A 12,752-nucleotide genomic window follows, 5' to 3' on the forward strand; every position below is an offset into this window, starting at 1 on the left:
CGTGTTACGCTGTGATCCAAGCTTCATTAGCTGGATTTTTACGCCACTCTTGTAATTTTTTCATTTCAGCTTGTCCGATCATACCTTTTTCTGCTGCTACTTCAGTTAATGCACTGTAGTCGCTTAAAGAGTATGATGCTACGTTAGCTGCTTCTAGTTTTTCTTTTCCTGATTCTAGCTCGTATGTGAAGATTGATACGATTCCTAACACTTCACATCCAGCTTCGCGAAGTGCTTCTACACATGTAATTGCACTACCGCCAGTTGAAATTAAGTCTTCTACTACTACTACTTTTTGACCTTTTTCAGCTTTTCCTTCGATTTGGTTCCCTTTACCGTGACCTTTTGCTTTACTACGTACGTAGCACATTGGTAAATCCATACGATCGCTTACCCATGCAGCGTGCGCAATACCAGCAGTTGCTGTTCCTGCAATAACTTCTACAGTTGGGAAGTGCTCTTTAATTAACTCTTCTAATCCAGCTGCAATCGCTTGACGTACTTTTGGATAAGATAAAGTTAAACGATTATCACAATAAATTGGTGATTTCATACCTGAAGACCAAGTGAATGGATCATTCGGTTGTAAAAATACTGCTCCAATTTCTAATAAATGCGATGCGATTTCTTTTTTCATACTGTTACACCTTCCCACTGTTGTTTTACTGTTTTATACGCTTCAAGCGGATTTTCTGCTTTTGTAATACTACGTCCAACTACGATGTAGCTTGAGCCAAGTTCCCTCGCACGTTTCGGTGTTGCTACGCGCACCTGGTCATTTACATCATCGCTTGCAAGACGAATCCCCGGTGTTACTGTTACAAATTCATTTCCGCATACTTCACGTAATTTCGGAACTTCAAGTGTTGAACAAACAACGCCATCAAGTCCACTTTCTTTCGTTAGTTTTGCATAATGAGCAACCGCTTCTTCTAACATTTTCTCAATGCCAATCTCTTTTTTCATCATAGCTTCCGAAGTGCTTGTTAGTTGTGTAACTGCAATACAAATCGGTCTCTCTTTTCCTTCTTGCTTACCTTCCTCTAATCCCTCAATCGCAGCTTTCATCATACTGCTTCCCCCAGCAGCATGAACATTTACCATATCAACATCTAGACTAGCTAGGCTACGCATAGCGCTTTTTACTGTATTCGGAATATCATGAAGTTTTAAATCTAGGAAGATCTTATGCCCTTTTTCTTTTAAGTACGTAATAATCGCAGGGCCTTCTTTGTAAAATAACTCCATACCAACTTTGACAAATAACTCTTCCCCTTCAAAGTGGTGTAAGAATTGTTCTACATCTTGTTTCCCTGGAAAATCTAGTGCAACAATTAACGACTGTGACATGTTTGCTTCCAGCTCCTTCCTTGACATTCCGAAATGTGATCAAATCCTAATTCATCTAGTACTGCTGGTAACTCTTCAATAATTGTCGGACAAACGAACGGATCGATAAAGTTCGCTGTTCCAACTGCAACCGCACTTGCACCAGCATAGAAAAATTCAATTACATCTTCCGCAGTTTCAATACCACCCATTCCAATAATCGGAATGTTAACCGCTTGACTTACTTCATGTACCATACGAATTGCTACCGGCTTAATCGCAGGCCCTGATAGTCCGCCCGTACGGTTTGCTAAAATTGGTTTTGCAGTTTTTAAATCTAGACGCATACCAAGCAATGTATTAATCATCGTTAAACCGTCTGCACCCGCATTTTCAATTGCTTTTGCAATCTCCACAATGTTTGCCACGTTCGGTGACAATTTCACATATACCGGTACTTCAGAAACCTCTTTTACTCGCTTCGTTAAATCAGCAGCAATTTCAGGATTCGTACCAAAAGCGATACCACCCGTTTTTACGTTTGGACAAGAAATATTTAATTCTAGCGCATGAACATTAGGTGCCTTTGAAATTTCCTTCGCAACTGCTACATAATCCTCAGCTTGTGAGCCAGCAACATTTGCAATAATCGGAAGATCAAATTGCTCGAGAAAAGGTAATTCAGAATTCATTACCTTTTCTAATCCAGGATTTTGAAGCCCGATTGCATTTAGCATCCCGCCTGGTGTTTCCGCAACACGAGGCGTTGGGTTTCCGTAACGAGGCTGTTCTGTTGTCGCTTTAATCATAATTGATCCAAGTACACTTAAATCATAGAACTGTGCATACTCACGACCAAATCCGAAGCAACCAGATGCTGGGATGATTGGATTTTTTAATGATAACCCTGGTAATTCAATTTGCAATCTGTTCATAGTACAACCTCCCCGATTGGAAATACTGGTCCGTCGCTACACACCTTCTTGTAAGAATGTCCACTCGGATCTGCTTGTAAATGGCATACACATGCGAAACATGCTCCAATGCCACAGCCCATACGCTCTTCTAATGAAATGTAGGCTTTTCTCTCTTTATAGCGTCCTTCTAATGCACGAAGCATCGCTAAAGGTCCACATGAGTATAGAATGTCAAAGTCGATTCCATAGCTATCAATTACATCTGTTACAAAGCCTTCTGTACCATGCGTACCATCAACTGTTGCAACATACGTATCACCAAGCTCTGCGAATTTCTCTTCATAGAAGACAACATCTTTCGTTTGGAAACCTAAGATGTGAATAACGCGTACTCCCTTTGCTACAAGACGCTGTGACAATTCATATAGTGGTGGTACACCAATTCCCCCTCCAACTAATAGAGCCGTTTGTCCAGCTTCCGCTTCTTCTACAGGAAAACCATGTCCAAGTGGGCCTAACACATCTACAAGTTCGCCTTGTTTTCTTTTCGCTAATGTTTTTGTTCCTTGTCCTTCCGCACGATATAGCATTGTAAATTCGTTCTTGTCTTGATTGACATTACAAATACTAATTGGGCGGCGCAGAAGGGGCGTAATGCCCTCTGCTACCTTAATGTGTACAAACTGCCCTGGATCGTTCATTTGCTGCACTAGATCCCCTTGAAGCACTAATTCGTAAATGTTTTTTGCGATTTCTTTTTGGTTAACGACGATCATATTTTGCTTTTGCATCATGCATGTACCACCTCGTGACGCTTCGTTTGCGTAATTTCTTTCATTGAATGAGCTGAGAATGTCATAGATTCTAGTACTCGTAAGATTGCTCTCGTTGTATCAAGTGATGTTAAGCAAGCCACACCATTTTCTACTGATTCACGGCGAATGCGGAAACCATCACGCGCTGGTTGTTTGCCTTTTGTTAATGTATTGATTACAAACTGTGCTTTTCCTTGACGGATAATATCAAGTAAGTTGTATTCTTCAGAATCAATTTTATTTACAACTTGCACTGGAATGTTTTGCTCTGCTAACGATTGTGCTGTTCCAGCTGTTGCTAATAAGTTATAGCCGATTTCGTGGAAACGTTTTGCAATTTCCATTGCTTCTTCTTTATCTTTATCCGCTACAGTGATGATTACTGATCCGTGCGTTGGGATGTTAATTCCTGAAGCAACTAACCCTTTGTATAATGCTTTTTCAAGTGTTAAGTCTTTACCCATTACTTCCCCTGTTGATTTCATTTCAGGTCCTAATGTTGTATCAACTGAACGTAGCTTCGCAAATGAGAATACCGGTGCTTTTACATACACTTCTTTCTCTTCTGAGTGATAACCAGTTCCATATCCTTGCTCTACAAGATCTTTACCTAAAATAACTTTCGTTGCAACATTCGCCATCGGTACGCCTGTAATTTTACTTAAGAATGGTACTGTACGGCTCGCACGTGGATTTACTTCAATTACATACACTTCATCTTTGAATACTACAAACTGAATGTTTAGTAATCCAACAATGTTTAAACCTTTTCCAAGTGCAATTGTATGTTCAATAATTTGTTCTTTCAGTTTTGCAGATAAGCTTTGCGGTGGATATACTCCGATTGAGTCACCAGAGTGAACTCCAGCGCGTTCAATATGTTCCATAATACCTGGAATGAATACATTCTCACCATCTGAAATTGCATCTACTTCAATTTCTTTACCAACCATGTAACGATCGATTAATACTGGGTGATCTGCGTGAACTTTAACCGCATTTTTCATGTAGTGCAGCAGTTCTTCTTGACGATATACGATTTCCATCGCGCGTCCACCTAGTACGTAAGATGGTCTTACTAATACTGGGTAACCAATTTTGTCAGCGATTGCTACCGCTTGCTCTACAGTCGTTGCTGTTTTACCAACTGGTTGCGGGATACCAAGTTGTGTTAGAGCTGCTTCAAACTTATCACGATCTTCTGCACGGTCTAAATCTTCAAGTGATGTTCCTAAGATTTTCACACCGTGAGCCTCTAATTTAGCAGCTAAGTTAATTGCCGTTTGTCCACCGAATTGGACGATAACACCTTCTGGCTTTTCTAAATCGATAATGTGCATTACATCTTCGATTGTTAATGGTTCAAAGTATAATTTGTCAGAAATACTGAAGTCTGTTGAAACTGTTTCTGGATTGTTATTAACAATGATTGCCTCATATCCCGCTTCTTTAATTGCCCATACAGAGTGAACTGTTGCATAGTCAAACTCAACACCTTGACCGATACGGATTGGACCAGATCCTAGAACTACTACACTCTTACGATCTGTTCTAACCGATTCATTCTCGTCACCATATGTGCTGTAGTAGTATGGTGTTGCAGATTCAAACTCTGCCGCACAAGTATCTACCATTTTATAAACAGGAGTTATATTGCTTTCTTTACGCATATCGTAAATTTCACGCTCTGTTTTGTTCCAAGCATTGGCGATGTAATGGTCACTGAAGCCCATTTCTTTCGCTGATTGTAATACTTCCATATTTCCTACATTTGCTTTTACTTCGCGTTCCATATTTACGATATTTTCAACTTTTTGTAAGAAGAAGAAGTCCATTTCACACCAATTATTGATTTCTTCTTTCGTTACACCTTGACGAATTGCTTCTGCTACAATAAACAGTCGCTCATCATCAGCTTTTATAATGCGTTTTTTCATTGTCTCTTTATCAAGCTCTTTTAAATGCTCTAACTCTAAGTGATAAACACCAAGTTCTAAAGAACGAATCGCTTTTAATAATGATTGCTCTAAGTTACGTCCGATTGACATAACTTCACCAGTTGCCTTCATTTGTGTACCCAGTGTTCTGTTTGCTGATTCAAACTTATCAAATGGCCAGCGTGGAATTTTTGAAACAACATAGTCTAATGCTGGTTCGAAACAAGCATATGTTTTTTGTGTTACTGGATTTATAATTTCATCTAATGTTAAACCGACTGCAATTTTTGCCGCTAGCTTCGCAATTGGATATCCAGTTGCTTTAGATGCTAGTGCAGATGAACGACTTACACGCGGGTTTACTTCGATTACATAATATTGGAAGCTATATGGATCAAGTGCAAGCTGAACGTTACATCCACCTTCAATTCCTAATGCACGAATAATTCGTAATGAAGTGTTTCGTAACATTTGATATTCACGGTCACTTAATGTTTGGCTCGGTGCTACAACGATAGAATCACCTGTGTGAACCCCAACTGGATCGATATTTTCCATGTTACATACTACAATCGCGTTATCATTTGAATCACGCATTACTTCATATTCAATTTCCTTACAACCAGCAATGCTCTTCTCTAATAAACATTGTGTTACCGGACTATGTTTTAATCCACCTGATACGATTTCAATTAGTTCTTCTTCATTACTACAGATTCCGCCACCTGTTCCCCCCATTGTAAATGCTGGGCGAACAATAACTGGATATCCAATTTCTTTTACAAATTCATGTGCTTCCTCTAGCGTATGAATAATGGTACTAGATGGAATTGGTTCATTTAATTCCTGCATTAAGGTACGGAATAAATCACGATCCTCCGCTTGCTCGATTGCTGATAATTTTGTTCCTAAAATTTCAACTCCACACTCTTCAAGTATGCCTGATTTCGCAAGTTCAACAGCCATATTCAGGCCTGTTTGACCACCTAATGTTGGTAAGATTGCATCTGGACGTTCTTTACGAATGATACGGCTTACGAATTCTAGTGTTAATGGTTCTATATATACTTTATCTGCTGTTGCAGTATCTGTCATAATTGTTGCTGGGTTAGAGTTAACAAGGATTACTTTGTAACCTTCTTCTCTAAGAGATTGACAAGCTTGTGTACCAGAGTAGTCAAACTCTGCTGCTTGCCCAATTACAATTGGTCCTGATCCGATTACTAAAATTGTGTTAATGTCTAGGCGTTTTGGCATAACTCTTCCCCTTCTTTCTTGAAGTTTTCAATCATTGCTAAGAAATCTTCGAATAAATCGTTTGCATCTTCTGGTCCTGCAGAAGCTTCTGGATGGTATTGCACTGTAAATGCTGGGAACTTCGTATGACGAAGACCTTCTACTGTTCCATCATTTAAAGCAACATGTGTAATTTCAAGTTCTGTATTTTTAACTGATTCTTCTTCTACTGCGTAACCATGATTTTGAGATGTAATTGCTACTTTTCCAGTTGCAAGATGTTTTACTGGATGGTTTAAACCGCGGTGACCGAATTTCAACTTACTTGTATTCGCACCAGATGCTAGCGCAAACAATTGATGTCCTAAGCAAATTCCGAATAAAGGAACTTTACCGATAATGTCTTTTAACATTTCAATTGCTTCTGATACATCTTTTGGATCCCCAGGTCCGTTACTTAACATAATTCCATCTGGGCTAAGACGTAAAATTTCTTCTGCTGTTGTATTGTAAGGTACTACAATTACATCACAGTCGCGTTTATTTAATTCTCGTAAAATACCATGTTTCATTCCGAAGTCTACAAGTACAACTCGGTGTCCACGGCCTGGGCTTGGGTATGGATCTTTCGTTGATACGCGTTTCACGTGATCTGTAAATACTGTCGCTTTTAATTGGCTCACGATGTATTCTACATCTGCATCCATGTTACATAGACGTCCACGTAATGTACCGTATTGACGAATTTTTCTCGTTAATTTTCTCGTATCAATTCCTGCTAACCCTGGGATATTTCTTTCTTTTAAGTAATCATTTAACGAAATTTCATTACGGAAGTTTGATGGATGATCACAAATTTCGTTTACGATTAAACCATTTACAGATGGGTGAATCGATTCAAAATCGTCACGGTTGATGCCGTAGTTTCCGATTAATGGGTACGTGAATGTTACGATTTGACCGCAATATGATGGATCAGATAATGTTTCTTGATATCCAGTCATTCCTGTTGTAAATACAACCTCACCTGACTTTTCGATTTCTCCTCCGAAACCTTTTCCAATTAATACTGTTCCATCTTCTAAGATAAGTTGTCTTTTCATACTAATGCACTCTCCTTTTGCCATGCGATCTTACCACCAACGATTGTCATTACCGGCCATCCTTGGCATTTCCAACCTGCGAATGGTGTATTTTTTCCTTTTGATAAGAATGTTGTTGGGTCAATCTCTTCTTCTTGTTCTAAATCAATGATTGTAATATCAGCTGTTCTACCTTCTTTCAGGCGACCTGCTTCTAAGCCGAATGTATCAGCTGGTTTTTCTGTTAAGAATTGAATTAACTGCTCTAATGTAATAATTCCTTTTTTCACAAGGTTTGTGTATAGAAGTGGGAATGCTGTTTCAAAACCAGTAATTCCGAATGGTGCTCTTTCAATTCCTTGCGCTTTCTCTTCCGCTGTATGCGGTGCATGATCAGTTGCGATCATATCAATTGTTCCATCTAATAAACCTTCAATTAGTGCTGCGTGATCTTCTTTTCCACGAAGCGGTGGGTTCATTTTAAAGTTAGGATCAGCTGATGGGATATCATCTTCACATAACACTAAGTGATGAGGTGTTACTTCTGCTGTTACTTTAATTCCAGCGCGTTTCGCATCTCGAATTACGCGTACAGAACCTTTCGTACTTACGTGACATACGTGATAGTGACAATCTGCTGCTTCAGCAAGCAGTATATCCCTTGCAATATGTACAGATTCACATACTGATGGGATACCATTTAATCCGTGTTTCTCAGAAAACTTCCCTTCATGTACACAACCTTTATTAATAAGAGTATTCTCTTCACAGTGCGCAACTACTGCCATATTTAATTTCGCTGCACGCTTCATAGCAGCTAACATCATGCTAGCATCTTGTACGCCTACACCGTCATCAGTGAAAGCAAATGCTCCAAGTTCTTTTAATGTTTCGAAATCTGTCATTTCAGAACCAGCTTGGCGTACTGTAATGGCTCCGTATGGTAGTACGTTGACATGCGCTTTTTCTTTAATACGATTTTGCAAGTCTTCCATATGTTCTCTGCAATCTGGTACTGGGCGTGTATTTGGCATTGCACAAATTGTAGTGAATCCACCTTTTGCCGCTGCTAGTGTACCTGTTTCAATTGTTTCTTTATGTTCACCACCTGGTTCACGAAGATGTACGTGTACATCTACTAATCCAGGTGCGATTAACTTTCCGTTCACATCGATTACTTCAGCATTATCTGCCGTAATATTTTCTGCTACCTTAGCGATTTTACCGTCTTGTACGAGAAGATCTGTTGCTACGATTTTTCCTTCTTCATTCATATAACGACCATTTTTAAACAAGTAATTCATGTTTCATTCCTCCTAATACATTTGGTAAGGCGCGTTTTAGTACAGCCATTCTTACGTAAACTCCATTTTCCATTTGTTTAAATATGCGTGAACGCTCACACTCAACAAGTTCACTTGCAATTTCAACATCACGGTTTACAGGAGCTGGATGCATAATAATGCTTCCTTCTTTCATACGCTTTTCTCTTTCCACTGTTAATCCGTGTTTCTCATGATACTCTTTCATAATGTCTGTTTCATAATGATCATGACGCTCATGTTGTACACGAAGTAACATCATTACATCCACTTCTGGAACAAGTTCATCTAATGGTTTGTATGTTCCAAATGTGCTGTCTTCATCTTTCCACTCTTCTGGACTTGCAAAGTAAATTGTTGCACCCAGTTTCGTTAATGCTTCTGCATTAGAACGTGCTACTCGGCTATGACGAACATCTCCTACTATCGCAATCTTTAATCCTTCAAATCTTCCAAACTCTTGTTTAATTGTAAGAAGATCGAGTAGGCACTGCGTTGGGTGGTTTCCACATCCATCTCCAGCGTTTAAGATTGGGATATTTACCTGATCTTTTAATTCATCGAAGTAGCGATCTTGCTCATGGCGGACGATCACCGCTTTTGTTCCGATTGATTCTAGTGTTCTTATCGTATCGTATAAAGTTTCTCCTTTTTGTACGCTAGATGCATCCACTGAAAAGTTTAAAACTTCAAGCCCTAATCTCTTCTCAGCAACTTCAAAGCTAAATCTCGTTCTCGTACTATTCTCAAAGAACAAGTTCGCAACAAAAGTTTGCTCTGTCGTTTTGCTCTCTTTTCCATTCGCGAAATCTTCTGCGTCTTTTAGGATTTCTGAAATTTCTACTTCCGATAATTCACTCATCGTTAACAAATGGCTCATCGTCATCCCTCATCTTTCTGATTTTTATGTTATCACTTTTGTATTTTTATAACAACTTTTGTATAAAAATACCCTAGTCATTTGAGACTAGGGTGCAAGGAAGAAGCCACCCTTTCCGGTCTCACAGGACTGAATTAAAAGGTTATTATGAAGCAATCTGCTTAGATTGTTTTATTTGTTTCGTTTCCGGTAGTAGTAGATTTAATAGTACACCTACAATTGCTGCTAGTGCCATTCCTTCTACTTGGAACGATTCTCCTATATGAAGTACCGCTCCACCAATACCGATTACTAGTATTACTGATGCAATCATTAAGTTTCGTTTGTCACTTAGGTCTGTTTTATCATCTACCATCATGCGTAATCCGCTTGATGCGATTACACCGAATAGCAAGATTGATACTCCGCCCATAACCGGTGTTGGTATGGAGTGAATCAGCGCGGAAATCTTACCGATAAAACCAAACATGATTGCGAATACTGCTGATCCGATGAATAAGTATACGCTGTAAGCTCTCGTAATTGCTAGCACACCGATGTTTTCACCATACGTTGTATTCGGTGGTCCACCTATTAGTGATGCAATCAATGTTGCTATTCCATCACCGAAGATTGAGCGATGTAAACCTGGTTTTTCAATTAAATCTCTTTTAATAACATTTCCAAGTACAATTTGATGTCCGATATGTTCTGAAATTGTTACTAGTGCAACTGGTACCATCAAGAGTACAATCTTCCACGAAAACTCCGGAGTATATGTTACAAATGGTACTGTGAAATCTGGTACAACAAACCATTTTGCCTCAGCTACCGGCTTTAAGTTTACTAGCCCTTGGAAGTAAGCGAAGATATATCCGCCGATAATGCCCAGTAACACTGGTATGATACTGAAAAACCCTCTTCCGAATATAGAGCAGATAATTGTAATTGCTAATGTTACTAACGCTACCGAAAAGTGTGTAAAGCTATATTTGCCATCCGCACCGTTCATCGCCATGTTAACTGCTGTATGTGCTAAAGCGAGACCGATTACCATTACGACTGGACCAACTACGATTGGCGGAAGTAATTTCATAATCCACTCTGATCCTGACTTTTTAATTCCGAGTGAGATTAAGATGTACACAAGTCCTGCTAGCAAACCACCGAGCATTGCTGCTCCAGGTCCACCTGCTGTTTTCGCTGTTATAATCGGCGCGATAAAGGCGAATGATGATCCTAGATAGGCAGGTACTTGACCTTTCGTTATAAGAAGAAACGCTAGCGTTCCTAATCCACTTGATATTAATGCTACTGACGGATTCAATCCTGTTAAAAACGGAACAAGCACTGTTGATCCAAACATCGCGAACAAATGTTGTATACTTAAAAATAACCATTTTCCCGGTTTCGGTACTTCATTAACGTCTAACACTGGCTTTTGTTCCATTGTTACATCCTCCTTCAGTTTAAATCTTTGCAATAAAAAAACTCTTTGTGCCTGTGCACAAAGAGTCCTACACTTTCGTATGCCAAATTTGACATATGAAAGCCAAGACCCTTTGGCAGCCTCACAGGACTACATTTAAAAGGGCTTTACTTATCGTATATGCTTACTCGATCTTGTTGATCTGTCTCTTGCAAATCAACTTCGATACGCTCTTCACTTGATGTTGGAATGTTCTTTCCTACATAATCAGCGCGAATTGGTAGTTCACGATGACCTCTATCAACAAGAACCGCCAGTTGGATTTGCGATGGTCTACCTAAATCCATAAGAGCATCCATTGCTGCTCGAACTGTTCTTCCTGTATATAATACATCATCCACAAGGATAACTTTTTTCTTCGTAATATCTACAGGGATATCAGAACCTTTTACAAGTGGTTCTTCATTTTTCGATTGTAGTGTTAGATCATCACGATATAACGTAATATCTAGCTCTCCAACTTCCATTTCTTTTCCTTCAATTTGACCAATTCGTTCTGCTAAACGTTGTGCAATAAAAATTCCACGCGTTTTAATTCCGACAAGAACACAATTATCGACACCTTTATTTCGTTCCACGATTTCATGACTAATTCGTGTTAAAGCGCGGCGAATCATTTGGTCATCTAAAACGACAGCTTTCTCTTGCATGCTCTACACCTCCAAGCTTTTTTCTTGCGTGAGAGTAATGGTATAAAAAAAGTCCTCTCAGCGTGTGCGAGAGGACTTTTGAAAAAAGGGTACAGCATACCCTATGTATTTCAAACCGTTACCTTCTCAACCTCACGGGGCTGTGTTAAAGGATCATTATTTAACTGTTGTCAGTATCTCAGTTTTCTTATGATTTGTCAATACTATTTCCGTAAAATATTTAATGCATCTTCAAACACTTCTGGAATCGGTGCCTCAAACTGAATATATTCACCAGTACGAGGATGATCAAACCCTAAAATACCTGCGTGAAGCGCTTGTCCATTCATGTCTAATGTTTTCTTCGGACCATACTTCGGATCTCCTGCAAGTGGATAGCCAATATATTTCATATGAACACGAATTTGGTGCGTACGTCCCGTTTCTAAGCGACATTCTACAAGTGTAAAATCTTTAAAGCGTTCTAACACTTGGAAGTGCGTAACAGCATTCTTACCATTTTCATCAACTGTCATGCTTTGACGTTCTTTCTTATCGCGACCAATTGGCGCATCGATCGTTCCTTTATCATGCGGAATCACACCGTGTACAATCGCTTTGTAACGTCTTGTTACTGTTTTTGCTACAAGTTGATTTACAAGTGACTCATGCGCCACATCATTTTTAGCAACCATTAATAGTCCAGATGTATCTTTATCAATACGATGCACAATACCTGGACGCATTACACCGTTAATACCTGACAGGTCTGTACAATGGTGCATAAGTCCGTTTACAAGCGTACTGCTTGTATGCCCTGGAGCTGGATGTACAACCATACCACGTGGCTTATTTACAACGAGTACATCTGCATCTTCATAATAAATTTCTAAGCCCATATCTTCTGCTTGGATATCTAACTCTTCTGGATCAGGAATCGTTACTGTAATTTCATCGTTTTCTTTAACTTTATAATTCACTTTTACCGATTTTCCATTAACTGTAACGACATCATCTTTAATCCATTGTTGTACTTGTGAACGTGACCATTCACTGTTTATTTCTGCAACGAATTTATCAATTCGCTCACTTTTTTGTTCTTCTGCAACTGTTACTTGTACTACTTCACTCATTCAA

11 protein-coding genes are annotated in these 12,752 nt (G+C 39.2%); all 11 read right to left on the reverse strand.

Features of this window, described 5'->3' with window-relative positions; translation table 11 throughout:
- Positions 1 to 4 precede the first annotated feature (4 nt).
- Positions 5 to 637: an orotate phosphoribosyltransferase gene (pyrE, locus tag FS802_RS15230; protein ID WP_098653370.1), complete on the reverse strand. Its 633-nt coding sequence runs from the start codon at positions 635 to 637 to the stop codon at positions 5 to 7.
- Positions 634 to 1,350, reverse strand: a complete 717-nt coding sequence (gene pyrF / locus FS802_RS15235) for an orotidine-5'-phosphate decarboxylase (protein ID WP_098653369.1) — start codon at positions 1,348 to 1,350, stop codon at positions 634 to 636. Before pyrF ends, pyrE begins: the two co-directional genes overlap by 4 nt.
- Complete coding sequence (gene pyrD, locus FS802_RS15240) at positions 1,335 to 2,264, reverse strand: dihydroorotate oxidase B catalytic subunit (RefSeq protein WP_001081030.1); 930 nt, start codon at positions 2,262 to 2,264, stop codon at positions 1,335 to 1,337. The genes pyrF and pyrD overlap by 16 nt, the downstream gene beginning before the upstream one ends.
- Entirely contained in the window at positions 2,261 to 3,040 is a 780-nt protein-coding gene (gene pyrK / locus FS802_RS15245) for a dihydroorotate oxidase B electron transfer subunit (protein ID WP_076539776.1), read from the reverse strand. The genes pyrD and pyrK overlap by 4 nt, the downstream gene beginning before the upstream one ends.
- Positions 3,037 to 6,255 carry a carbamoyl-phosphate synthase large subunit gene (gene carB, locus FS802_RS15250; RefSeq protein WP_144525159.1) on the reverse strand — a complete coding sequence of 1,073 codons (3,219 nt, stop codon included), beginning with the start codon at positions 6,253 to 6,255 and terminating at the stop codon, positions 3,037 to 3,039. The genes pyrK and carB overlap by 4 nt, the downstream gene beginning before the upstream one ends.
- Positions 6,240 to 7,337 (reverse strand): carbamoyl phosphate synthase small subunit, encoded by a 1,098-nt coding sequence (locus tag FS802_RS15255; RefSeq protein ID WP_098653367.1) that lies wholly within the window; start codon positions 7,335 to 7,337, stop codon positions 6,240 to 6,242. Before FS802_RS15255 ends, carB begins: the two co-directional genes overlap by 16 nt.
- Positions 7,334 to 8,620 carry a dihydroorotase gene (pyrC, locus tag FS802_RS15260; RefSeq protein WP_001108374.1) on the reverse strand — a complete coding sequence of 429 codons (1,287 nt, stop codon included), beginning with the start codon at positions 8,618 to 8,620 and terminating at the stop codon, positions 7,334 to 7,336. Before pyrC ends, FS802_RS15255 begins: the two co-directional genes overlap by 4 nt.
- Positions 8,604 to 9,518, reverse strand: coding sequence for an aspartate carbamoyltransferase (pyrB, locus tag FS802_RS15265; RefSeq protein WP_098653366.1), 915 nt, complete (start codon positions 9,516 to 9,518; stop codon positions 8,604 to 8,606). The genes pyrC and pyrB overlap by 17 nt, the downstream gene beginning before the upstream one ends.
- Positions 9,519 to 9,663: 145 nt before the next feature.
- A complete protein-coding gene (gene uraA / locus FS802_RS15270; protein WP_141545898.1) occupies positions 9,664 to 10,947 on the reverse strand; it encodes a uracil permease in 1,284 nt (427 codons plus the stop codon).
- 146 nt (positions 10,948 to 11,093) lie between these two features.
- Entirely contained in the window at positions 11,094 to 11,636 is a 543-nt protein-coding gene (gene pyrR, locus FS802_RS15275; protein ID WP_001156490.1) for a bifunctional pyrimidine operon transcriptional regulator/uracil phosphoribosyltransferase, read from the reverse strand.
- Positions 11,637 to 11,839: 203 nt separating this feature from the next.
- Positions 11,840 to 12,748 carry an RluA family pseudouridine synthase gene (locus FS802_RS15280; RefSeq protein ID WP_144525160.1) on the reverse strand — a complete coding sequence of 303 codons (909 nt, stop codon included), beginning with the start codon at positions 12,746 to 12,748 and terminating at the stop codon, positions 11,840 to 11,842.
- Positions 12,749 to 12,752: the final 4 nt, after the last annotated feature.

The organism is Bacillus sp. DE0042 (assembly GCF_007680225.1).
Classification (GTDB): Bacteria; Bacillota; Bacilli; order Bacillales; family Bacillaceae_G; genus Bacillus_A; species Bacillus_A wiedmannii.